Origin of the sequence: Burkholderia sp. B21-005, assembly GCF_020843965.1 — a bacterium.
Classification (GTDB): domain Bacteria; phylum Pseudomonadota; class Gammaproteobacteria; order Burkholderiales; family Burkholderiaceae; genus Burkholderia; species Burkholderia ambifaria.
The window spans coordinates 634,451-657,820 of the sequence record NZ_CP086301.1 but is presented as its reverse complement, the minus strand read 5'-3'; the positions used below and the strand labels follow the sequence as shown (position 1 = coordinate 657,820).

At 67.5% G+C, this 23,370-nt stretch carries 22 protein-coding genes; 14 read left to right on the top strand and 8 right to left on the bottom strand.

What is annotated here, in order from left to right:
• The first annotated feature begins 9 nt into the window (after window positions 1-9).
• Complete coding sequence (gene secF / locus LMA02_RS03105) at window positions 10-960, top strand: protein translocase subunit SecF (RefSeq protein WP_011656006.1); 951 nt, start codon at window positions 10-12, stop codon at window positions 958-960.
• 156 nt (window positions 961-1,116) lie between these two features.
• Entirely contained in the window at window positions 1,117-2,664 is a 1,548-nt protein-coding gene (locus LMA02_RS03100) for a S41 family peptidase (RefSeq protein ID WP_228906895.1), read from the top strand.
• Between the two features lie 19 nt (window positions 2,665-2,683).
• Here LMA02_RS03100 and LMA02_RS03095 read toward each other — a convergent pair whose 3' ends face one another.
• The 6 genes from LMA02_RS03095 to LMA02_RS03070 form a co-directional block, all read right to left on the bottom strand.
• The gene (locus tag LMA02_RS03095; RefSeq protein WP_228906894.1) at window positions 2,684-3,103 is read right to left on the bottom strand and encodes a hypothetical protein; all 420 of its coding nucleotides are present in this window, start codon (window positions 3,101-3,103) and stop codon (window positions 2,684-2,686) included.
• A 151-nt stretch (window positions 3,104-3,254) separates the two neighbouring features.
• Window positions 3,255-3,827 (bottom strand): peptidoglycan-binding protein, encoded by a 573-nt coding sequence (locus LMA02_RS03090; protein WP_324251228.1) that lies wholly within the window; start codon window positions 3,825-3,827, stop codon window positions 3,255-3,257.
• Window positions 3,828-4,072: 245 nt separating this feature from the next.
• Window positions 4,073-5,350: an MFS transporter gene (locus tag LMA02_RS03085; protein ID WP_228906893.1), complete on the bottom strand. Its 1,278-nt coding sequence runs from the start codon at window positions 5,348-5,350 to the stop codon at window positions 4,073-4,075.
• Between the two features lie 153 nt (window positions 5,351-5,503).
• A complete protein-coding gene (locus LMA02_RS03080) occupies window positions 5,504-6,085 on the bottom strand; it encodes a YceI family protein (protein WP_006755693.1) in 582 nt (193 codons plus the stop codon).
• A gap of 65 nt (window positions 6,086-6,150) precedes the next feature.
• The gene (locus tag LMA02_RS03075) at window positions 6,151-6,711 is read right to left on the bottom strand and encodes a YceI family protein (protein ID WP_228906892.1); all 561 of its coding nucleotides are present in this window, start codon (window positions 6,709-6,711) and stop codon (window positions 6,151-6,153) included.
• A gap of 8 nt (window positions 6,712-6,719) precedes the next feature.
• The gene (locus LMA02_RS03070) at window positions 6,720-7,280 is read right to left on the bottom strand and encodes a cytochrome b (protein WP_228906891.1); all 561 of its coding nucleotides are present in this window, start codon (window positions 7,278-7,280) and stop codon (window positions 6,720-6,722) included.
• Window positions 7,281-7,538: 258 nt separating this feature from the next.
• Between LMA02_RS03070 and LMA02_RS03065 the strand changes: the two genes are divergently transcribed.
• The 8 genes from LMA02_RS03065 (at window position 7,539) to LMA02_RS03030 (ending at window position 16,732) form a co-directional block, all read left to right on the top strand.
• A complete protein-coding gene (locus LMA02_RS03065) occupies window positions 7,539-8,204 on the top strand; it encodes a paraquat-inducible protein A (RefSeq protein WP_228906890.1) in 666 nt (221 codons plus the stop codon).
• The gene (locus LMA02_RS03060; protein WP_228906889.1) at window positions 8,201-8,830 is read left to right on the top strand and encodes a paraquat-inducible protein A; all 630 of its coding nucleotides are present in this window, start codon (window positions 8,201-8,203) and stop codon (window positions 8,828-8,830) included. Before LMA02_RS03065 ends, LMA02_RS03060 begins: the two co-directional genes overlap by 4 nt.
• Window positions 8,823-10,442, top strand: a complete 1,620-nt coding sequence (locus tag LMA02_RS03055) for an intermembrane transport protein PqiB (protein WP_228906888.1) — start codon at window positions 8,823-8,825, stop codon at window positions 10,440-10,442. The genes LMA02_RS03060 and LMA02_RS03055 overlap by 8 nt, the downstream gene beginning before the upstream one ends.
• Window positions 10,439-11,161 (top strand): PqiC family protein, encoded by a 723-nt coding sequence (locus LMA02_RS03050; protein WP_228906887.1) that lies wholly within the window; start codon window positions 10,439-10,441, stop codon window positions 11,159-11,161. Before LMA02_RS03055 ends, LMA02_RS03050 begins: the two co-directional genes overlap by 4 nt.
• 510 nt (window positions 11,162-11,671) lie before the next feature.
• Window positions 11,672-13,795 (top strand): site-specific recombinase, encoded by a 2,124-nt coding sequence (locus tag LMA02_RS03045; protein ID WP_228906886.1) that lies wholly within the window; start codon window positions 11,672-11,674, stop codon window positions 13,793-13,795.
• Window positions 13,796-13,961: 166 nt separating this feature from the next.
• On the top strand, window positions 13,962-15,260 hold the full coding sequence (locus tag LMA02_RS03040) for a THUMP domain-containing class I SAM-dependent RNA methyltransferase (RefSeq protein ID WP_166724775.1): 1,299 nt from the start codon (window positions 13,962-13,964) through the stop codon (window positions 15,258-15,260).
• 295 nt (window positions 15,261-15,555) lie between these two features.
• Window positions 15,556-15,972 carry a VOC family protein gene (locus LMA02_RS03035; RefSeq protein ID WP_228906885.1) on the top strand — a complete coding sequence of 139 codons (417 nt, stop codon included), beginning with the start codon at window positions 15,556-15,558 and terminating at the stop codon, window positions 15,970-15,972.
• A gap of 73 nt (window positions 15,973-16,045) precedes the next feature.
• Complete coding sequence (locus tag LMA02_RS03030) at window positions 16,046-16,732, top strand: helix-turn-helix transcriptional regulator (protein WP_166724773.1); 687 nt, start codon at window positions 16,046-16,048, stop codon at window positions 16,730-16,732.
• Window positions 16,733-16,821: 89 nt separating this feature from the next.
• On the opposite strand, the gene LMA02_RS03025 is transcribed toward LMA02_RS03030, so the two are convergent.
• Window positions 16,822-17,745 (bottom strand): carbon-nitrogen hydrolase family protein, encoded by a 924-nt coding sequence (locus tag LMA02_RS03025; protein ID WP_228906884.1) that lies wholly within the window; start codon window positions 17,743-17,745, stop codon window positions 16,822-16,824.
• An 81-nt stretch (window positions 17,746-17,826) separates the two neighbouring features.
• Between LMA02_RS03025 and LMA02_RS03020 the strand changes: the two genes are divergently transcribed.
• The 4 genes from LMA02_RS03020 to LMA02_RS03005 all read left to right on the top strand — a co-directional run bounded on the left by LMA02_RS03020 (window position 17,827) and on the right by LMA02_RS03005 (window position 22,534).
• The gene (locus LMA02_RS03020; protein ID WP_228906883.1) at window positions 17,827-18,747 is read left to right on the top strand and encodes a LysR family transcriptional regulator; all 921 of its coding nucleotides are present in this window, start codon (window positions 17,827-17,829) and stop codon (window positions 18,745-18,747) included.
• Window positions 18,748-18,939: 192 nt separating this feature from the next.
• Window positions 18,940-19,449, top strand: coding sequence for an NUDIX hydrolase (locus tag LMA02_RS03015; protein ID WP_175668759.1), 510 nt, complete (start codon window positions 18,940-18,942; stop codon window positions 19,447-19,449).
• Window positions 19,446-20,600 carry a tRNA 2-thiouridine(34) synthase MnmA gene (gene mnmA, locus LMA02_RS03010; RefSeq protein ID WP_175726779.1) on the top strand — a complete coding sequence of 385 codons (1,155 nt, stop codon included), beginning with the start codon at window positions 19,446-19,448 and terminating at the stop codon, window positions 20,598-20,600. The genes LMA02_RS03015 and mnmA overlap by 4 nt, the downstream gene beginning before the upstream one ends.
• A 314-nt stretch (window positions 20,601-20,914) precedes the next feature.
• Window positions 20,915-22,534 carry an FMN-binding glutamate synthase family protein gene (locus tag LMA02_RS03005; protein ID WP_228906882.1) on the top strand — a complete coding sequence of 540 codons (1,620 nt, stop codon included), beginning with the start codon at window positions 20,915-20,917 and terminating at the stop codon, window positions 22,532-22,534.
• Window positions 22,535-22,638: 104 nt separating this feature from the next.
• Here the strand turns inward: LMA02_RS03005 and LMA02_RS03000 are convergent, their stop codons facing one another.
• On the bottom strand, window positions 22,639-23,253 hold the full coding sequence (locus LMA02_RS03000) for a glutathione S-transferase family protein (protein ID WP_228906881.1): 615 nt from the start codon (window positions 23,251-23,253) through the stop codon (window positions 22,639-22,641).
• Between the last annotated feature and the right edge of the window lie 117 nt (window positions 23,254-23,370).

Below are 23,370 nucleotides of genomic sequence, written 5' to 3'. Positions count from 1 at the left end.
GACGAAGCCATGGAATTTTTCCGCATCCGTAAAGACATTCCGTTCATGCGGCACGCGCTGGTGTTCAACGTGATCTCGCTGGTCACGTTCCTCGCCGCCGTGTTCTTCCTGTTCCACCGCGGGCTGCACCTGTCCGTCGAATTCACCGGCGGTACGGTGATCGAGGTCCAGTACCAGCAGGCCGCGCAGCTCGAACCCGTGCGCGCCACGCTCGGCAAGCTCGGCTACGCCGATGCGCAGGTGCAGAACTTCGGCACGTCGCGCAACGTGCTGATCCGCCTGCAGCTGAAGGAAGGCCTCACGTCCGCGCAGCAGAGCGATCAGGTGATGACCGCACTGAAGGCGCAGAGCCCCGACGTGTCGCTGCAGCGCGTCGAGTTCGTCGGCCCGCAGGTCGGCCGCGAGCTCGCGACCGACGGTCTCCTCGCACTCGCGTGCGTCGTGATCGGCATCGTGATCTACCTGTCGATCCGCTTCGAATGGAAGTACGCGGTCGCCGGCATCATCGCGAACCTGCACGACGTCGTGATCATTCTCGGCTTCTTCGCGTTCTTCCAGTGGGAGTTCTCGCTGGCGGTGCTCGCGGCGATCCTCGCGGTGCTCGGCTACTCGGTCAACGAGTCGGTCGTCATCTTCGACCGGATCCGCGAAACGTTCCGCCGCGAACGCAGGATGAGCGTGTCGGAAGTGATCAACCACGCGATCACGACGACGATGTCGCGCACGATCATCACGCACACGTCGACGGAAATGATGGTGCTGTCGATGTTCTTCTTCGGCGGCCCGACGCTGCACTACTTCGCGCTCGCGCTGACGGTCGGCATCATGTTCGGCATCTACTCGTCGGTGTTCGTCGCGGGCTCGCTCGCGATGTGGCTCGGCATCAAGCGCGAAGACCTGATCAAGGAAAAGAAGGGCGCACACGATCCGGACGATCCGAACGCAGGCGCGCAAGTTTGAGCCCGCGCCGTTTCGGCTGAAACCAGAAGGCCGGTCCCTCGTGGACCGGCCTTTTTTCATGCGCGCCGCCGCCCTCTTGCGCCGACGCGACGGCACGGGGCGTCGGCTACAATCGCGTCACCATCCCGCCCCGCCCCCGTCGAAGCCGCGGTCCTCATGATGCCTGCCACGCGTGTCGTTCGTCGCCTCGTCGCCTGGAGTACCGGTGCAGCCGCCGCGGCCGCGTTGGTTGCATGCGCATCGGCCGCCCGCGCGCAATCCGTGTCCGCGTCCGCGCCGACCGCGTCCGCCACCGCGCCTGCCGCCGCGTCGCAACCGTCACCCTGCCCGCCCGACTGGGAACCGCAACTGTGCGAACTGAAGGCCGCCGTCGACGTGCTGAAGAAACAGCACCTGACCGACGTCGACATCGGCGCGCTGCTCGACGCCACCGTGCACGACGGGATCAAGACGCTGCCGTACGCGCGCTTCTTCAACGCGAAGGAGCGCCAGCAGCAGCTCGACGACGAGCGCCGCGCGCGGGACGGCACGCCGGGCATCGGCATCGTGTTCGAGACGCGGCCCGACGGGCTGCACATCATCGACGTGATTCCCGACGCACCCGCCGAGCAGGCCGGCGTGCGGCCCGACGATCTCGTCGTCGCGATGAACGACACGAGCGTCGTCGGCCTCGACAGCAGCGAGGTCGTGAAACTCGCGAAAGGCGACACGGGCGTGCCGCTGAAACTCACGGTCCGGCGCGGTCCGAATCATGCAACGCTGACCTTCGCGCCCGTGCGCGCGATCGTCCGGCCGCATCCGGCGACCGCGAAACGGCTCGCCGGCGACATCCTGTACACGCGCCTGTCGAGCTTCCCGGAGCCCGCGGTCGGCAACTACATCGACGCGGTGCAGGCCGCGCGCCGCGCGGGGTCGCCCGTGCAAGGCGTGATCCTCGACCTGCGCATCAACGGCGGCGGCGCGCTCAATGCGGCGATCGGGATCGTCGCGCTGTTCGCCGGGCGCGACCGCACCGCGATGGTCACGCTCGAGCGCGACGGCACGAAGCGCCGCCGCTTCACGACCAACTGGCCCGACTACGAACTGCCGGTCATGCACGGCCAGGATCCGCTCGCGCCGCTGCAGGCCGACGACTGGTGGCGCACCGTGCCGCTCGTCGTGCTCGTCGACGGACAGAGCGCGTCGGCCGCCGAAGCGACCGCGGCAGCACTCAAGGATCTCGGCCGCGCGCGGCTGCTCGGGATGCCGACCTACGGGAAAGGGCTCGCGCAGACCGGCGTCGACCTGATCGACGGCACGCGGCTCAACTTCACGTTCGCGCGCAACCTGCGGCCGAACGGCTGCCCGATGGACGGCTACGGCGTGGTGCCGGACTGGCTCGTGGCGCCGCGCCGCGACTCGGACGTCGACGGCGTGCTGCTGTGGTATCGCGAAGTCGATCTCCCCCGCGCGCCCTATGCGGACCGGCTGGCGCCCGATCCGTTCGCGCAGGTGCGCAAGGCGCGGCAGACACTGCGCGAGCAGCGCGTGCGCACGAAGGTCGATATGTCGAAGAGCGCGGCGCTGCCGCAGCGCGAATTCGGCACGGCTGCCGACTGGCAGCTCCGGCAGGCGCTCAATGCGCTCGCCGAGCGCGCGATTGCGACGGTTGAGGCGAAACCATGGTTGATGCCCGCGAAGCCGGTGTGCAAACCCGAAGACTAACTGTCAGTACGACTCCAACTCAATCCGTCTTGGTCATCAAGCACGACAATACTTGCCTTTCTGGTAATGGCGAATTATCCCATTCCGGCAAATCCCTTTTCTGAAATCCCTCCAAAGATTGGTAGCCGGTCACATTCCAGCTGTAGCCACTTGTGTGCTCAACTTCGACAACGGAATAACGACATCGATTGCCGCGTTTTTCCAAAAAAAAGACAATTCGTTCTCGGTCAAGCTTTTTTTCCAGGATTTCGTAGTGCGTCGCCTTGCAGACACTGTAGGCCGAATCCCATTCGATTGTCTTGGCACGTACATGGAGTGCGCCGGAACAGGCCCGGCCTGTTCCCTGGAATGTGCCTGTGAAAGCCTGATCAGAAGCGAGCGCCACACTCGACATGCTTCCGACAGACATGGACAACACCCAGGCCATCAGTACGCGCATATCGCCCGTTCTCCTTTCCGGATCAATGCCAGAGCATGGTCGAGCTTCCTGGCATACATTGGATCACCAACGTTATAGCACGCTGCAATGTTCGATGTCCTGATCAACTTCCAGCCAACGATGACCTTCCTCAACGATGCCTTCCGATACTTCAATACCTGGCCTGGCCTAAATATATGTCCCGTCGGGTTGAGTTTTTGAATGGTTCCACAGTGCTGCCTTTGGTTCTGGCAATTTTGGCGATGCTGTCCCCGGCCTGCACGTTCACTTCATAGACCGTGTCATCGGAATCCGGAACGCTCTTGATCGCATAATTCGCCATACGCATCAACAGGTAGCCGATTCCGGCACGGATGTTATATGCGGGAATGGTCGTTGCAGCACCTATGGTCAATCGCTCCTTCCATGCGACAGGAATAATCAAATCCCCTCCCTCGTTCCCCGCTAGCAAAGACCTCAATCCGGGATCTCCCGGGTTTCCTGTCTGGATCGGATTCGATCTCCACTTCTTGCTTTCTGCCCCGGTCTCCACCCATATCATCGCCTTGATAAGCAGCCAATCCAATGGCCGGTACCCGGACGTGCCCGAGAGATGACGGTTGTACTCATCCACTGCCATTCGGATTTCACAATCCCAGGCATTCCATTTGGTATCGCCAACGGCTCTATTGATGCCGTCCTGCCATTTCTCGAAACCTGTGTTCGGTTGTGCGAGGCGCACCATATCAGTCCTTTCCAGCCCAATCGCCGGGGTATTTTGGGAAATACCCGCGAGACTCTACAAAGCGAGGGACGAAATCGCCATAAGACGTGACTGAATTTGGCGAGGCTCATATAGAGCCAGAGCCGGAGGCAATCGCTGATATATCCCGAACCGCGAGCGAGCAGCTACATGACGGCATGCTTGCCACCACGAGAATCGCCGCGCCCCCACGCGGCGGTCCACGCTCCGCCCGCGGCACCGCGACTTCACCGGAACCCGAACCGCCGCCGCAGCACGAACAGCGCCACGAGGCTCAGCACGGCCGCGAACATCAGGTAGAAGCTCGGCGCGGTCTTCATCCCGGTCGCGCGGATCAGCCACGCGATGATGAACGGCCCGAAGCCGCCGAAGATCGTCACCGCGACGTTATACGCGAGCGACATCCCGGTCGTGCGCGTCTGCACCGGAAACACTTCGGACAGCAGGCCCGGCAGCGCCGCAAAATAGCCGGTCATCAGGAACGCGAGCAGCACCTGCAGCGCGATCAGCGTGCCGAAGCCCGGATGCGCGACCAGGTATGCGAACGCCGGATAGATCAGCACGAGAATGCCGAGCGCCGGCGCGATCATCACGCGCACGCGGCCGTAGCGATCCGACCAGTGGCCGACGAGCGGCGCGAACGCCATCTGGATCACGCCGACGACGAGGATCGCCGCGAACGCCGCCGACGGCGCGAGGCCGAGCTGCTTCACGCCGTAGGTCGGCATGAACAGCACGAGATAGGTCGCGACGGTGCCGAGCACCACCACGCCCATCGCGGCGACGAGCCGCGCCTTGTGCGACGCGAACGTGTCGCGCAACGGGCTCGCGGTGCTTTCGGCCGCGAGGAATTCGGGCGTCTCGTCGACCTTCGAGCGAATGTAGTACGCGACGGGCCCGAGCAGCAGCCCGAAGAAGAACGGAATGCGCCAGCCCCACGCGGCCATCTGGTCGGCCGTGAGCTGCGCGTTCAGCACGGTGCCGAAACCGGCGGCAAGCAGGGTCGTGAGGCCCTGGCTCGCGACCTGCCAGCTCGCGAAGAAGCCGCGCCGGCCCGGCACGTGCTCGGCCAGGAACGCGGTCGCGCTGCCGAATTCGCCGCCCGCCGAGAAACCCTGCATCAGCCGTGCGGCGACGAGGATCAGCGGCGCCGCGACGCCGATCGTCCGGTAGGTCGGCAGCACCGCGATGACGAGCGTGCCGGCCATCATCAGCAGGATCGACAGCGTGAGTGCGGCCTTGCGGCCCGCGCGATCGGCGTACGCGCCGAGCACGATCGCGCCGAGCGGACGCATGAAGAACGACACGCCGAACGTGCCGAGCGTGAGCAGCAGCGACACGGTGTCGTTGCCGGCCGGAAAGAACAGCTTCGAGATCGTCACCGCGAAGAAGCCGTAGACGACGAGGTCGAACCACTCGAGCGCGTTGCCGATCGACGCGGCGACCACCGCGCGCCACACGCGCGGCGACGAGGCAATGGAGCGGGACTGCGTGACGGCGTGCATCGGCGATCTCCTTGTCGTTGTACGTTCTGTCGGACGCGTCCGTTCTCGCGCCGCGAGCTGTGCCGACGATTATAGGCGCGCAAAAAAAACCGCCGCGACCCCGGAAACGGGGGCGCGGCGGTGGGCACGCGGCGGCCGGTGCGGCCGGGCGCGTTACTGCTGCTTGACGGCTTCGGCCGTGATCAGCAGCTTCGTCTTCATCTTGAAGCCGTATTGCTTGCCGTAGTCGAGGCCGAAATCGTCGCGGCTGAATTCGCCGACCGCGTCGACACCGCACACTTCACGCTTGAGCATCGGGTGCGGCATGCACTTGAACGAGTCGATCTTCAGCGTGACCGGCTTCGTGACGCCATGCAGCGTCAGGTTGCCGACCACCGACACGGGCTTGTCGCCGTCGAACTTGATCGTGCCCTTGTAGTTCGCCTGCGGGAACTTGGAAGCGTCGAAGAATTCGCCCGTCTGCAGGTGCTCGTCGAGCTTCGTGCTGCCCGTGTGGATCGACGCGATGTCGGTCGTCACGTCGACCGTACCCGTCTTCGCCGCGCGGTCGAGCGTCACGGTGCCGCTCGACTTGTCGAACTTGCCGCGCCAGACCGACAGGCCGCCGAAGTGGTCGGCCTCGAAGCTCGGGTACGTGTGGCTCGGGTCGAACTGGTACGTCGCGGTGTCGGCGAATGCCGAGAACGACAGCGAAGCGGCCAGCGCGCCGGCGGCGATGATCAGATGCTTTTTCAAACTCATTCTCCTTTGAACAGCGCCGCGCCCTCGCGCGGCATTCGGGTAATGCAACAGCGCGCCGCTTACTTCGTGGCGACGAGATGGAACTTGATCTGCACTTCGTCGGCGACGATCGACGTGTCCTTCCACTCGCCGGTGCCGACGTTGAACGCCGAACGCTTGATCGGCAGCACGCCGTCGAAGGTCTGCGTCGCGCCGCTCTGCGTGACCGTGACGGGCACCGTGACGGTCTCGGACTTGCCCTTGATCGTCAGCTTGCCGGTCACGTTGTACTTGTTGCCGCCCGCCGGCGCGATCGCCGACGACGCGAAGGTCGCCTGCGGATACGTCTTCGCGTCGAACCAGTCCTTGCCCGCGACCTGGTCGTTGTACATCTTGTCGCCCAGGTCGAAGCTCGCGATGTCGATCGACATCTGCGCGCTGCCCTGCGCGGCCTTCGCCGGGTCGAACTTCACCTGCGCGGAGAACTTCTTGAATGCGCCTTCGGTCGGCACGTTCATCTGCTTGGACACGGCGGACACCTTGCTCTTCGCGAGATCGACGTCGGCGTGCGCCGCGGCCGACGCGACAACTGCCACCGCGGCGAACGCGGTCAGCATGGAGCGGGAGAAAGACACTTTCATGGGATCCTTCATTTGGCAAAGGGAAGCATCCGCGACAGCAGGCCGTCGCGGTCCAACAGCTGGTGCTTGAGCGCCGCGAGCACGTGCAGCGAAACGAGCGCAAGCAAAATGTAATTCAAAGACACGTGAAGCGTCTTGAACGTTTCCTTCAACACCGGATCGGGATCGATCAGGCGCGGCAACGGCACGATGCCGAGGTAGACGACCGGGATGTTCGACGCCGAGCTGTACAGGTAGCCGGTCACCGGGATCACCAGCATCAGCACGTACAGCAGGATGTGCACGCCGTGCGACGCCGCCCGCTGCCATGCCGGCGTATTGCCCGGCAGTGCCGGCGACGCGTGGGTCGCACGCCACAGCACGCGCACGACGGCCAGCGCGAACGCCGTCACGCCGATCCACTTGTGCCACGAGAAATACTTCAGCTTGGTCGGCGTGAAACCGGGGATGTCCGTCATCACCCAGCCGAGCGCGAAGCCGCAGATGATCAGCAGCGCGATCAACCAGTGCAGCGCGATCGCGGTCTGCGTGTAACGTACCGGCCGGGCCGGCAGCGATTTCGATGCCATCTTGGTTTCCTCAGTTGAGCGAACGGCCGCGCCGGTAAATCCGTCCGACGCTTGCCACGGGCGCCATGCTACCGCAACCTTTTGTCCTGCGCGGACTCTGAGGACGGGCGCGCCAGCCGGCCGCCATGTCTACGCCATGTTACCGATCGGTCACCAGAAAGCGGAACGTTGACGCGCCGAAAAGGCCGTTTTGGTAAGATTGGCGCGGGTTCCGGCCCCGTCGGCGCACGTCTCTGCCGTCACGCAACCGCCTCCTCCATGCCACGATACGACCTGATTGCCTGCCACGAATGCGACGCACTGTTGCATAAACCGCGCCTGAGCGGTCGCGAAATCGCGCGCTGCCCGCGCTGCGACGCGCTGCTCTACCGCAACAGCACCAAGCAGATCGAGCGCATCAGCGCGCTCGCGGTCGCGGCGCTGGTGACGTTCGTCATCGCGCAGACCTTCCCGATCCTCGAGATGGACCTGAACGGCACCCGCGTGCAGACGACCTTGATCGGCGCGATCGATTCGCTGTGGCACCAGGGCATGGAAGTCGTGGGTGTCATGGTGTTCTGCTCGACCGTGCTGTTCCCGCTCGTCGAGATGGCCGCGCTGCTTTACGTGCTGCTGCCGATCCGCCGCGGCGTCGTGCCGCCGGGCCTCAACCTGGTGCTGCGCACGATCCAGCTCGTGCGGCCGTGGGGAATGATCGAGGTGTTCATGCTCGGCATCGTCGTGACGATCGTGAAGATGGTGAGCCTCGCGCGCGTCGTGCCCGACGCCGCGCTGTTCGCGTTCGGCGCGCTCACGCTGATGACGGCCGTCGTGCTGATGTTCGATCCGCGCACGCTGTGGGACATCGCCGACGACCTGCGCGCCGGCCGCGCGCCCGGGCGGCCCGACGGCGCCGCGCCGCTGCCGAAAGACCCCCGCCGATGACGACGCCGACCGCGGCCCGCGAGGGCTACGCCAGCTGCCACGCATGCGGGCTGGTGCAGACGATCGATCATCCGCATGCGCGTTGCGCGCGCTGCGGCAGCGCGCTCCATTTCCGTACGCCGAACAGCATCATGCGCACCTGGGCGCTGCTGCTCGCGGCCGCGATCCTCTATATCCCGGCGAACCTGCTGCCGATCATGCGCACCTCGTCGATCGTCGGCTCGCAGGAAGACACGATCATGAGCGGCGTCATCTATTTCTGGACGTCGGGCGACTGGCCGCTCGCCCTCGTCGTGTTCGTCGCCAGTATCCTCGTGCCGATGCTCAAGCTCGGCGTGCTGCTGATCCTCGTGATCAGTTCGCAGCGCCGCACCACGTGGCGGCCGCTGCAGCGCACGCGGCTGTACCGGATCGTCGAGCGCATCGGCCGCTGGTCGATGCTCGACATCTTCGTCGTGACGCTGACCGTCGCGCTCGTCCATTTCCGTTCGCTCGCCGTCATCACGGCCGGCCCCGGCGCACTCGCGTTCGGCTCGGTCGTGATCCTGACGATGCTCGCGTCGATGCAGTTCGATCCCCGCCTGATCTGGGATCCAGTCGAAACCTCAGGGAAACACCATGAATAGTCCGCAAGGCCCGCAGCACGACGCGTCCCGGCCGCCCGACCCGTCGATCTCGACGAAAAGCGGCTGGCTGCCGTCGCTCGTCTGGCTCGTGCCGCTGATCGCCGCGCTGATCGGCATCGGCCTCGTGATCAAGTCCGTGCGCGAGCGCGGCCCGGAAATCTCGATCAGCTTCCACAGCGCGGAAGGCCTCGAGCCGGGCAAGACGCAGGTCAAGTACAAGGACGTCGAGATCGGCATGGTCAAGACGATCAAGCTGTCGAAAGACCTGTCGCGCGTGCTCGTCCAGGTGCAATTGAAGAAGGAAGCCGAGGACTTCGCGGTCAAGGGCTCGCGCTTCTGGATCGTGCGTCCGCGCGTCGGCGCGACCGGCGTGTCGGGGCTCGGCACGCTGCTGTCGGGCGCGTATATCGGCGTCGACGGCGGCCACGGGCAGGACACGCAGACCGACTTCACCGGGCTCGAATCCCCGCCGGCCGTGACCGGCGACCAGAAGGGCACGCAGTACGTGCTGCGCGGCGATTCGCTCGGCTCCGTCGACATCGGCTCGCCCGTCTACTACCGCCGCGTGCAGGTCGGGCAAGTGGTCGGCTTCTCCCTCGACAAGGACGGCACGGGCGTCACCTTCAACGTGTTCGTCAATGCACCGTACGACCAGTACGTCGGCGTGAACTCGCGCTGGTGGCAGGCGAGCGGCGTCGACCTGCGGCTCGATTCGAGCGGCCTGAAGCTGAACACGCAGTCGCTCGCGACAGTGATCCTCGGCGGCATCGCGTTCCAGACGCCGCCGAACCAGGGCACCGGTGCGAGCGCACCGAACAACACGACCTTCCGCCTCGGCTCCGACGAGGCAGACGCGATGCGCGATCCGGACGGCCAGCCGCTGCAGGTCGTGATGAACTTCAACCAGTCGCTGCGCGGGCTCGGCGTGGGCGCGCCGGTCGACTTCCGCGGCATCGTGCTCGGCGAAGTGACGAACATCGGCATCGACTACGATCCGAAGACCAAGAACTTCCTGATGCCGGTCACGATGAACGTGTATCCGGAGCGGCTCGGCCGGCGGTTCCGCGAAACGATCGAGAGCCAGGGCGAACCGGCCCGCCGCGACATCGTCGAGCGCCTCGTCAAGCACGGGCTGCGCGGCCAGCTGCGCACCGGCAACCTGCTGACGAGCCAGCTGTACGTCGCGCTCGACTTCTTCCCGAAGGCGCCGCCCGCGAAGATCGACACCACCCGCCAGCCGCTCGAGCTGCCGACGGTGCCGAACACGCTCGACGAGCTGCAGCTGCAGGTCGCCGACATCGCGAAGAAGCTCGACAAGGTGCCGTTCGACCAGATCGGCGCGAACCTGAACAGCGCGCTGTCGAACGCCGACAAGCTGTTCAAGCAGCTCGACACGCAGATCGCGCCGCAAGCGCGCGACACGCTGTCGGCCGCGCAGCAGACCTTCTCGACCGCCGAGGCGACGCTGCAGCAGGATTCGCCGCTGCAGTCCGACGTGCGCGGCGCGCTGAAGGAGCTCACGCGCACGCTGCAATCCCTGAACGCGCTCGCCGACTATCTGGAGCGCCACCCCGAATCGCTGCTCAAGGGCAAGCCAGGAGATCAACAATGACGACACGCGTGAACGGTTTCGCGAGCGGCGCGGCGGCGGCTTTCGCCGTGCTCGCGCTCGCCGCGTGCAGCTCGCCGCCCGCGCGGTTCTACACGCTGAGCCCGGCCGGCGCCACGGCAACCGTGCGCACCGCGCCGGCCAACCCGCCATTCCTGATCGAGGTGCCGTCCGTCGGCGTGCCCGAACAGGTCGCGAAGAACCAGTTGGTCGTGCAGAAGAACGCCGCGCAGGTCGACGTGCTCGAACAGGAGCGCTGGGCCGCGCCGCCCGCCGACGAGATCCGCCGCGCGCTGTCCGACGATCTCGCCGCGCAGCTCGACACGATCGACGTCGCGAATTCCGCGTACCCGGTCGGCGTGCCCGTCTATCGGATCAGCGTGAACCTGCAGCGCTTCGATTCCTGGCCCGGCAAGCGGGCGGCGATCGACGCGGTGTGGAGCGTGCGCGCGCTCGGCACGCAAGCGGTGATGACGTGCCGCACGAGCGTCGCGGAACCGGTCGGGGATGGCTACGACGCGCTCGTCGCCGGCCACCGGCGCGCGCTCGACGTGATTGCGTCGCAGGCTGCGTCCGGCGTGCGCGCGATGGCCGCGCAGCGCAATGCGACAGCGACGCGGACCACGTCCGGCAAGGCAACGGCCACCGCGCCCGTGCTGCCCTGCCCGGCCAATCCGACGCCAGGCGGCGACGCGGGCGCGAGCGGCAAGTCCGGCGCGTAAGCGTGCGGCGCGCGGGCCGGCGTCCGGTGTATTCGCACGCGCAACCGCATTCGGCACGCGCCGCCCGATAGCGATCATCGGCGGCGATCCGCGTGCGCGCCGCCGCGCACGCGGACCCGCAGCCATCGCCGCCATCGCCGAGGCAGCCGACACCGCGCGCCATCCATCGGCCGGACGGCCGCTTTGCACTGTTTGTCAAAATCCGCCGGAACCGGCGCCACGCAACACGGTCCGCTTGCGTTTTCGCGCCCGATTGACGATCCTACGCACTTTCCGGCTCGCGCCGCCTGTCGTGCGCGCCAGCCGGCGGCGATCCGCCCGTGTCCGGTCCGATCGCCGCGTCTCCCGGGCGCCCGCACGCGATCCGCGTGCACCGCATCGGGACAGCCGCATCGCGGGTCGCCGCGTATTTTCCGGCCACCTGACCAGCCTTACCGTTCCCCCGGCGCCGTGCCGTATTCCCGGCCGGCACCCCGAACCCGCCCGTCCAGGGCTTTCGCTATTCCGTTTATGTTTCGTTCCCTGACGACCCTGATCAAGAAGTGGCGCGCGTCGCGCAGTACGGGCCACCAGCTCGACGCGCTGCTCGCGCACGCCGACGCGGACGCGTCGTACGCCGAGCGCAGCGAATGGCTGATCGAGCTCGCGCACTGGCTGCGCCGCAGCGGCACGGTGCAGCCCGCGCCGGACGCAACGGCCGAGCACGACGCCGGCACGCGCACGTATCCGGCACACGCGCGGCTGCGCTACCTGTTCCACGTGCTCGACCGCAATCCCGTGTGGAAATCGCACGCGGCGCGCATCCTGCGCGGGATCCTGCGCGAATGCGACGGCATCTCGCTGCTGTGCGACGCGGGGATGCCGGTGCATTCCGGCTTCTTCGGCGCGCTGTTCGAGCGGATCGACTCGTCGCTGATCCCGCCCGCGCCGAACCGTCGCGAACTGACCGCGCTGTTCACGCTGATGTTCCCGGCGCCGGAAGACGCGCAATGGATCGACGCGCTGCCCGACGACCTGCTCGCCCGCCTCGCCGACCTGAACGCGTACGACGTCACCGACCAAGAACGCCACGAGCCCGGCTCGTTCTCGCGCGACCTGCTGGCCGCGCTGCACAACCTGACCTGCCAGATCAGCTCGACCGGCCTGTCGCAGACGGTGCGCAGCCGCCTGTCCGACGACGACGCGCGCAAGCCGCTCGAAACCCAGCCGTTCTACCGCCTCACGCGCGCGATGCTCGCGGTCGAGACGGCGCACGCGGCCGTCGAGGACGGCGGCGATCCGAGCAAGCTGCTGCACGAGGTGAACTACCTGCGCGTGCTGCTCGACGAATGCCGGACCGCGGTCGACGACGTGTTCACGCACCTGTACCGCAACGGCGTGTCGGTCGACATCGTGTTCCAGGTCGAACGGATGCGCATGCGCATCCTGCGCGCCGAAACGCTGCTCAACGCCTGGATGGCGCGCGACGACCTGCGCGGCATGGCGCGCCTGACGGCCGAGCTCGTCGACGCGAACCAGAACAGCCAGAGCGTGTCGCACCTCGTGCGCAGCAACTTCTCGCTGTTCGCGCGCAAGCTGGTCGAGACCAACGCGGACACCGGCGAGCACTACATCTCGCGCGGCCGCGCCGAATACCTGAAGATGCTGCGGATGGCCGCGGGCGGCGGCCTCGTCACCGTCGCGACCGTATGCGTGAAGTTCGCGATCACCGGCGCGCACCTGCAGTCGATGCTCGAAGGGCTGCTCGCGGGCATCAACTACGCGGCGAGCTTCATGCTGATGCACTTCCTGCACTTCACGCTCGCGACCAAGCAGCCCGCGATGACCGCGCCGACGCTCGCGCGCGAGCTCGACGAAACCGGTCACGACGAAGGCGTGAAGGCGTTCGTCGCGTCGGTGATCGCGCTGATCCGCACGCAGGCGGCGGCGATCTCCGGCAACGTGCTCGTCGTGCTGCCCGTGTGCCTGCTCGTGCAGCTGTTCGCGAGCCACCTGCTGCACGGGAACCTGATCTCGCCGGAAAAAGCGCACGCCACGCTGCATTCGTTCTCGCTGCTGGGCCCGACGCCGTTCTATGCCGCGCTCACGGGCGTGCTGCTGTGGTCGTCGAGCCTGCTCGCGGGCTGGGCCGACAACTGGTTCGTGCTGCACCGGGTCGGCGACGCGCTCACGTACAACCGCCGGCTGCGACTCACGCTCGGCGCATCGGGCGCCGCGAAGCTCGCGCATTTCTGCCGCTCGAACGTCGCGGGCGTGGTCGCGAACGTCGGCCTCGGCCTGATGCTCGGCCTGGTCCCGGCGATCGTCACCGTGTTCCTGTTCCCGTTCGAGGTGCGGCACGTGACGCTGTCGGCCGGCTCGATCGGGATCGCGCTCGGCGTGCTCGGCAAGGACGCGCTGAGTACGCCGGAGCTGTGGTGGGCCTGCGCCGGCGTGCTGAGCATGGCGATCCTCAACGTGCTCGTGAGCTTCGCGCTCGCGTTCACGATGGCCGTGCGCTCGCGCAGCCTGCGCCGCGCCAAGGTGCGCGCGCTGGTCGGCGCGATCGCCCGCACGGTGCTGTCGAAACCGTCCGCGCTGTTCTGGCCGGCCGGCGCCCCGGCCGCGCGGGCCGGCCAGCCGGACTCGCACTGACCGCGCGACGGTAGCGCGGCGCCCCGCCAGGGCGCCGCCGCGCGGACTGCCCGGCCCGCGGGCGCGGCCGGCGCACGCGCGCCGGTGCCCCGAATCGGACGCAACACCGGCCGCGGCCGCCCGCGCCGCGTACAATGGTGGACTTTTGCACGCCCTCACCCGCCTTATGTCCTCGCCCACCCTGTACGAATTCTTCGCTCCCTGCCCGCGCGGCCTCGAAGCGGTGCTTGCCGCCGAGCTGGCCGAAATCGCCGGCCGCCATCTGGACGGCGCGCCGTTCACCGCGGGCGCGCAGGTGCCGGGCGGCGTTCATTTCCGCGGCGGCTGGGCCGCCGGCATGGCCGCGAACCTCCATTCGCGAATTGCGAGCCGGATCCTGCTGAAGATCGCGCACCGCCCGTACCGCAACGAACAGGACGTCTACGCACTCGCGCTCGAGCAGCCGTGGGAACGCTGGTTCGCAGCGACGCAGACGCTGCGCGTCGACATCACCGCGATCAAGTCGCCGCTGAAGAGCCTCGAATTCGCGACGCTGCGCGTGAAGGACGCGATCTGCGACCGGATGCGCGAGAAGACCGGCGCGCGGCCGAGCATCGACACCGGCGCGCCGGACGTGCGCGTGTTCGCGTTCCTGACGGCCACCGAGTGCACGCTGTACCTCGATACGTCGGGCGAACCACTGTTCAAGCGCGGCTGGCGCCTCGACAAGGGCGCGGCGCCGCTGCGCGAGAACCTCGCGGCCGGCATCCTGCGCCTGACGGGCTGGACGCCCGGCACCGCGCTGTACGACCCGATGTGCGGCAGCGGCACGTTCCTGGCGGAAGCCGCGCAGATCGCGCTCGGCGTCGCGCCGGGCGTCGAGCGCCGCTTCGGCTTCGAAAAGCTCAAGCAGTACGACATCACCGCATGGCAGGGCCTGAAGGTCCCGGCGCTCGACGCAAAGCGCGCGGCGCGCGGCAAGCGCGATGCGCTCGGCGTGTACGGCAGCGACATCTCCGGCGACATGCTCGAGAAGGCGCGCGCGAACCTCGAGCGCGCGGGCGTACCGTCGGTGTGGCTCAAGCAGGTCGACGCGCGCGGCATGACGCCGCCGTGCGACGGCCCGGGCATCATCCTCGCGAACCCGCCGTACGGCGAGCGGATCGAGGTGCGCGGCCGCAGTGCGCGCGGCGAGGTACGCGAGACGGGCCGCAACCGCGACAACGACGACGCATTCCGCCGCACCCACACCGACGCGCCGGACAGCGAGTTCTTCAACGCGCTCGGCGATGCGCTCAAGCAGCGCTTCACGGGCTGGCAGGCGTTCCTGCTGACGTCGGACCGGTCGCTGCCGGGCATGCTGCGGCTGCGCGAATCGGCGAAGACGCCGCTGTTCAACGGCGCGCTCGAATGCCGGCTGTTCCGCTTCGACCTGATCGCCGGCAGCGTGAAGGCACGCCCGGCCGCGCCGGAAGGCGACGCCTGACACGCAAAGCGGCCGCTGCGGCCGCCTGCTGACACCCTGACGACGCCCGGCATCCGCCGGGCGTTTTTCGTTGCGCGGCGCCGAGGCATGCGGTGCCGCGGCCGCCGCGCCCACCGCGCTTCGATCCGCCCGTCCCATACGGTGCCGCCCGGCCGGGACGCCGGCGAAGCGACCTTTCGTCAGCCCCGCCATGACTACTGACAGCACGCTGTCAGCAGCCCCCGCTCACACTGCAATCCCGGCGCAATGCAAGGCTGGTTTCCATCAACAACCCGAACAAGACAAGGAACTCGTCATGACGTCCGCAACTGCAACTGCAACTGCAACCGCAACCCTCGAACGTGCGATCGCGTGGTTCGACATCCCGTCCCTCGATTTCGACCGGGCGATCCGTTTCTACGAAACCGTGCTGCAAACGACGCTGCAGCGCGAAGTCATCGGCGGCGTGCCGATGGCCATGTTCGATCACGAAGCGTCGAGCACGGGCGGCAGCATCGTGTTCGATCCGCAGCAGATGAAGCCGAGCGCGAACGGCGTGCTCGTGTATCTGAACGCCGGCGAGTCGGTCGTCGCGGCGCTCGAACGCGCGAAACGCGCGGGCGGCGTCGTGCAGGGCTCGGTCATCGAGCTGCCGAACAACTACGGCTACATCGGCTACCTGATCGATACCGAAGGCAACCGCGTCGGCCTGCACGCCCCGAAATGCCACTGAGCGCGTCCACGATCCTGTCGGCGCGGCGCTATCATCGCGAAGTTCCCGTTGCCGTTGGAGTCGAGGTGCAGCCATGACGCGCCGTGCTGACCGCCTGTTCCAGATCGCCGAGCTGCTGCGCGGGCGGCGTCTCACGACCGCGCAGCAGCTCGCCGACTGGCTGTCGGTGTCGCCACGCACGGTCTATCGCGACGTGCGCGACCTGCAACTGTCAGGGGTACCGATCGAAGGCGAAGCCGGCATCGGCTACCGGCTGAACCGCAACGCGAGCCTGCCGCCGCTCACGTTCACGGCCGAGGAACTCGCGGCGCTCGCGGTCGGCGCGCGGATGCTCGAGACCTGGGGCGGCGCCCGCTTCGCGGGTGGCGCACGCTCGGCGCTCGCGAAGATCGCATCGGCGATGCCGGCCGACAAGCGCACGGCGCTCGACCGCCTGCCGGTGTTCGCGCCGTCGTTCCACATCGACGAGACGTTCTGCGCGAAGGTCGACGCGATCCACCAGGCGGTCGACACGCACCACATCGTCAGCTTCGACTACCGCGACCGGCTCGGCGCGCACACGCAGCGCCGCGTGTGGCCGCTCGGGCTTGTCTACTGGGGCGGACGCTGGACGATCGGCGCGTGGTGCGAACTGCGCGGCGACTTCCGCACCTTCGACATCGCGCGGATGGGCGACATCACCGTGCACGAGCAGTTTCCGGACATGGAAGGCAGGCGGATCGCCGACTACATGCGGATCGCGGAAGCGCCGATGCGCTGACGCGCGCGGCGGCAGCAGCAGGCCGGATGCCGCCCCGCCAGCCCCGCCGCCCTTCGAGCGCCAGGGCGTCGGCGCCCCGGCAACGCCTGTCAGCCCTCGAACACCACCGGCCGCTTCGACCGCTCGTCGACGTGCAGCGAAAACACGTCGGCGCGCGCATAGTGCCCGACCACGTCGAAGTCGTAACGCGCACGTACGAGCTCGTCGGTATCGATGCGCGCGGTCACGAGGCCGGCCTCGCCGATCAGCGGCTCCGTCAGCAGGTCGCCGAGCGGCCCGACGATCACGCTGCCGCCGCGGATCAGCGGCCGCTCGGGATCCCAGCCCGGCACGTCGATGCCGAGCGCGCGCGGCGACGGCTGCACCTGGCAGGCGCTCACGACGAAGCAGCGCCCCTCGTGCGCGATGTGCCGCATCGAGCTTTGCCACAGGTCGCGCTCGTCGACGGTCGGCGCACACCAGATCTGCACGCCTTTCGCATACATCGCGCAGCGCAGCAGCGGCATGTGGTTCTCCCAGCAGATCGCGGCCCCCGCGCGGCCCGCGGCCGTGTCGACCACCGGGAGCGTCGAGCCGTCGCCCTGCCCCCAGATCAGCCGCTCGGTGCCGGTCGGCATCAGCTTGCGGTGCTTCGCGACGAGCCCGTCGCGCGGGTCGAAGAACAGCGCCGTGCAGTACAGCGTGCTGCCGCCGCGCTCGATCACGCCGACCACGAGGCTCGCCCCCGTGCGCTGCGACAGTGCGGCCAGTTCGTCGGTTTCGGGCCCGGGCACGTCGATCGCCTGCGCGGCGTAGCGCGCATACGCGTCCCGGCCCTCGGGCAACCGGTAGCCGAGCCGCGTGCCGAAGCTCTCGCCTTTCGGATAGCCGCCGAGCACGGCCTCGGGCAGCACGACGAGCGACGCGCCGCTGTCGCGGATCGCGGTTTCGTAGCCGAGGATCGTGTCGAGCGTGGCGCGCGTGCCGGCGGGCGATGCGCCGATCTGCAGCGCGGCGATGACTGAGGTGGACATGAAGGCGTCTCCGGGTGAGTGGGGTGACGCCATCTTTATCGATATCATTTCATCGATCAAATCGATACAACGATAACTGACATGAATGCAGATGATATCGCCGGGCTCGACCTGAACCTGTTGAAGGTGTTCGAGGCGCTGTACGAGGAAGGTGGCGCGAGCCGCGCGGCACTGCGGCTCGACCTCACGCAGTCGGCGGTCAGCGCGGCGCTTGCGCGGCTGCGCGTGATCTACGCCGATCCGCTGTTCGTGCGCACCGGTCGCGGGCTCGCGCCGACGCCGCGCGCGGACGAACTCAAGCCGATCCTGTCCGATGCGCTCGATCGCTGCCGCGAAAGCCTCGCGATCGCGGCCGACGGCGGCGAGCGGGTCGGCCGCACGATCTCGATCGGCTTGTCGGACGACTTCGAGATCGCGCTCGGCCGCGCGCTGATCGACGCGGTCGCGCGGGAAGCCGCGGGCATCCGGCTGATCTTCCGGCAGACGCACAGCGGCATCGCGGGCGACGCGCTGCTGCGGCACGGCGTCGATCTCGCGATCGCGTCGGGCGGGTTCTCGGCCAACGGCCTCAGCCGGCGCGCGGTCGCCACAGGCGGCTACGCGTGCCTGATCGATCCGGCCGGCCGCGCGCGAGCGCCGCGCACGCTCGCGCTCGCCGAGTTCCTGCAGCGCGATCACCTGCTCGTGTCGTCGGGCGGCGTGATCGGGATCGTCGACGAGGCGCTGGCCGCGCTCGGCCACAAGCGGCGCGTCGTGGCCTCGACCACGCACTTCGCGGCGCTGCCGTACCTGCTCGCCGGTTCCGCCGCGGTGGCGACGATTCCCGCGCATGCGGCACACGCGATCGCGCAGTCGACGTCGCTGCGCGCCCTCGCGTGCCCCGTCGAGCTGCCGCGCTACCCTGTGGAGATCGGCTGGCGCACGAGCACGCAGCGCGACCCGGCGATCGTGCGCGTGCGGGACACGATCGCCGCCTGCGTCGCGACGATCGTCGCGCCGTGAAAAATGGGGGCGCGATTCACCATCTCCGGTCCGCTCTGCCGCCCGGGCCGTTCGCCGATCGCGGCCGCGCCGCGCCACCGATACGCGCCACGGCAAATCGGGCGCGCGGCGCCGCGGTGCGGATGACCAGGGTCGGATTCGTCTAACGAAGGGGCCGGCAGCGTCCGGGCGCAACCGGTAAAATGCCGAACCATGAAACCCGAAATCTGGACCCCGCATGTGACCGTTGCAGCGCTCGTCGAGCGCGCCGGTCGCTTTCTCGTGATCGAGGAAGAAACCTCCACGGGCCTGCGCATCAACCAGCCGGCCGGCCATCTCGAAGCCGGCGAGACGCTCGCCGACGCCGTGATCCGCGAGACGCTCGAGGAAACCGCGCATCCGTTCGTCCCCGACGCGCTCGTCGGCGTCTATCTCGCGCACTACGACCGCCCCGGCACCGCCGGCGCGACCTACCTGCGCTTCACGTTCTGCGGCACGGCCGGCGAGCCGCTGCCGGGCCACGTACTCGACGACGGCATCGTCCGCACGCTGTGGATGAGCGCCGATGAACTGCGCGCGTGCAGCGAGCGCCACCGCTCGCCCGCGGTGATGCGCTGCGTCGATGACTATCTCGCCGGGCGGCGCATTCCGCTCGATTTCGTGCATACGCATTCGGTCGCGCCGCGTCCGGACGCATTCGACCGCCAGGCGGTAAGCAAATGACCAAGCGCCGTGTAGTAGTGGGCATGTCGGGCGGCGTCGATTCGTCGGTGACCGCGTGGCTGCTGAAGGAACAAGGGTACGACGTGGTCGGCCTGTTCATGAAGAACTGGGAAGACGACGACGACGGCGAATACTGCTCGACGCGCCAGGACTGGATCGACGTCGTGTCGGTCGCCGACCTGATCGGCATCGACGTGGAAGCGGTGAACTTCGCGGCCGAGTACAAGGACCGCGTGTTCGCCGAATTCCTGCGCGAATACTCGGCCGGCCGCACGCCGAACCCGGACGTGCTGTGCAACGCCGAGATCAAGTTCAAGGCGTTCCTCGATCACGCGATGTCGCTCGACGCGGAAATGATCGCGACCGGCCACTACGCGCGCGTGCGCGAGCGCGACGGTCGCTTCGAACTGCTGAAGGCGTTCGATCATACGAAAGACCAGTCGTACTTCCTGCACCGGCTGAACCAGGCGCAACTGTCGAAGACGATGTTCCCGCTCGGCGAGATCCCGAAGACGAAGGTGCGCGAGATCGCCGCGCAGATCGGCCTGCCGAACGCGAAGAAGAAGGACTCGACGGGCATCTGCTTCATCGGCGAACGGCCGTTCCGCGACTTCCTGAACCGCTATCTTCCGACGAAACCGGGCCCGATGAAGACGCCGGACGGCAAGGTGATCGGCGAGCACATCGGGCTCGCGTTCTACACGTTCGGCCAGCGCAAGGGCATCGGCCTCGGCGGCAGCAAGGACGGCAGCGGCGAACCGTGGTTCGTCGCCGCGAAGGACATCGCGTCGAACACGCTGTACGTCGTGCAGGGCCACGACCATCCGTGGCTGCTGTCGCGCCAGCTCGTCGCGGGCAACGTGAGCTGGGTCGCGGGCGAGCCGCCGGCCGAAGGCTTCTCGTGCGGCGCGAAGACGCGCTACCGGCAGGCCGACGCCGCATGCTCGTTCGGGCGGGCCGACGGCGAGCGCTTCTCGCTCGCATTCGACGACGCGCAATGGGCGGTGACGCCCGGCCAGTCGGCCGTGCTGTACGACGGCGAGATCTGCCTGGGCGGCGGCATCATCGAGTTCGCGGCCACCGGCCAGCCCGGCCAGACGGCGCCGGCACCGGCGGCAGGCCACGCCGGCGCGCTGGCCGAAGCACGCTGACATCCATTCGGTTTAGACTTGCGGCACGCCGCGCCCGGCGGAACACGATTCCGCCGCGGCCGGTGCGCCGCCGCGCAGCGTACGCATGGCGGCATTTCAAGATGCAGGGTCTATTCATGTATGGAACGCGCATGCGTTGCCACGAGAACGGCCGCTCGCGAGGCGCGCGACGCTGCGAATACTCAACGTATTCGCAAGGAGCGCAACGCGGCGAGCGGCCGTTCTCGTGGCAACCCCAAATTTAAAAAATCATTCCACGGGAATGCCCGAAATCGCACGCGCGTTCCATACATGAATAGACCCTAGGAGTCCCCATGCTTTCCAGACGCTACCTCGCGATGTGGTGCGCCGTCCTGCTGCTCGTTGCCGCGGCCCCACTCGCGTCGATCCACGTGCTTTCCTGGCTGTGGATCATCATCCCCGTCGCGCTCGTCGCACTCGGCCTGTACGACCTGAAACAGGACCGTCACGCGATCCTGCGGAATTACCCGCTCTGGGGTCATTTCCGCTTCCTGTTCGAATTCATCCGCCCCGAGATCCGCCAGTATTTCGTCGAGGACGACACCGACGAGAAGCCGTTCTCGCGCGCGCAGCGCAGCCTCGTCTACCAGCGCGCGAAGAACGTCGCCGACAACCGCCCGTACGGCACCGAACTGAACGTGAAGGCCGTCGCGCACGAATGGATCAGCCACTCGCTCGCGCCGACGAAGCTGCCGAACCACGACTTCCGCATCCGGGTCGGCGCAAACCGCGCGCAGCCCTACGACATCTCGATCTTCAACATCTCGGCGATGAGCTTCGGCTCGCTGTCCGCGAACGCGATCCGCTCGCTGAACCTCGGCGCGAAGAAAGGCGGTTTCGCGCACGACACCGGTGAAGGCTCGCTGTCGAAGTACCACCGCGAGAACGGCGGCGACATCATCTGGGAAATCGCGTCCGGCTACTTCGGCTGCCGCAGCGAAGACGGCACGTTCAACCCGGACAAGTTCGCGAAGCAGGCCGCCGATCCACAGGTCAAGATGATCGAGATCAAGCTGTCGCAAGGCGCGAAGCCCGGCCACGGCGGCGTGCTGCCGGCCGCGAAGATCACGCCCGAGATCGCCGAGACGCGCGGCGTGCCGATGGGCAAGGACTGCATCTCGCCCGCGACGCACTCGGAATTCTCGACGCCGCGCGGGCTGCTCGAATTCGTCGAGCGGCTGCGCACGCTGTCGGGCGGCAAGCCGACCGGCTTCAAGCTGTGCATCGGCCATCCGTGGGAATTCTTCGGGATCGCGAAGGCGATGATCGAGACGGGCATCGTGCCCGACTTCATCGTCGTCGACGGCGCGGAAGGCGGCACCGGCGCCGCGCCGCTCGAATTCACCGACCATGTCGGCGTGCCGCTGCAGGAAGGGCTGCTGCTGGTGCACAACACGCTCGTCGGGATCGGCGTGCGCGACCGCGTGAAGATCGGCGCGAGCGGCAAGATCATCACCGCGTTCGACATCGCGCGCACGCTCGCGATCGGCGCGGACTGGGTGAACTCGGCACGCGGCTTCATGTTCGCGGTCGGCTGCATTCAGGCGCAGCATTGCCACACCGACCGCTGCCCGACCGGCGTCGCCACGCAGGACCCGGTGCGCCAGCGCGCCCTTGTCGTGCCGGACAAGGCCGAGCGCGTGTACAACTTCCACCGCAATACGCTGCATGCGCTGCAGGAGCTCGTGCAGGCGGCCGGCCTCGGCCATCCGTCCGAGCTGCGCGCGCATCACATCGTGCAGCGCGTCGCGCCGCACGAGGTCCGGCTGATGTCGCAGTTGCTGAAGTACCTGAAGCCCGGCGCGCTGCTCGACGGCCAGACCTGCGGCTATACGCTGTACGACAAGTGGTGGCCGATCGCGCGCAGCGATTCGTTCGTGCTCGGCGAGACCGTTTACGCGTCGATCGAGTAACGCGCGAGACGTGCGATCGCCCGTCGTCCGGGCGATCCGCCAAAAAGAAAAGCGCCCCGCGGGGCGCTTTTCTTTTGTCTGCTCAATCCGCCGCCGGCAGCGGGTCAGGCTGGCGGCAGCGTGTCGGCGAACGTCTGCCGCTGCGACAGCTTCGCGAAATACTTGTCGAGGTTCGGATGGCGGTCGCGCCAGTTGAGCTCGGGCATCCGGAAGTCGAGGTAGCCGAGCGCGCAGCCGAGTGCGATGTCGGCGAGCGTGTAATGATTACCGACGCACCACGTCTTGCCGCCGAGGCCCTGCGACATCGCGACGAGGCCGTCGTCGATCTTGCGCTGCTGGCGCGCGATCCAGCTCGCGCTGCGCTGTGCTTCGTCACGCAGCGTGTGCTCGAGACGGATGGCAACGGCCGCGTCGAGCACGCCGTCGCCCAGCGCTTCCCAGCAACGCACTTCGACACGCTCGCGCCCCGACGGCGGAATCAGCTTGCCGACCGGCGACAGCGTATCGACGTATTCGCAGATCACGCGGGAATCGAACACCGCGGCACCATCTTCCATCACGAGACACGGGACCTTGCCGAGCGGATTCGATGCATGAATGTTCGTCTCCGGCGCCCACACGTTCTCGAGCTCCAGCTTGTAGTCGATCTTCTTTTCAGCAAGCACGATCCGCGCCTTGCGGACGTACGGGCTGCTGAGCGAACCGATTAATTTCATCATCTGCCTTTTTAAGGGAACCGCCGAGAGTATACGTTGTCGTCGATCATAACCGGGCTGCGTGGCCGGGTAGAAAATCGCCCGACCGGCCTGTGGATGGTTTGCAACAGCCGTCGCCGA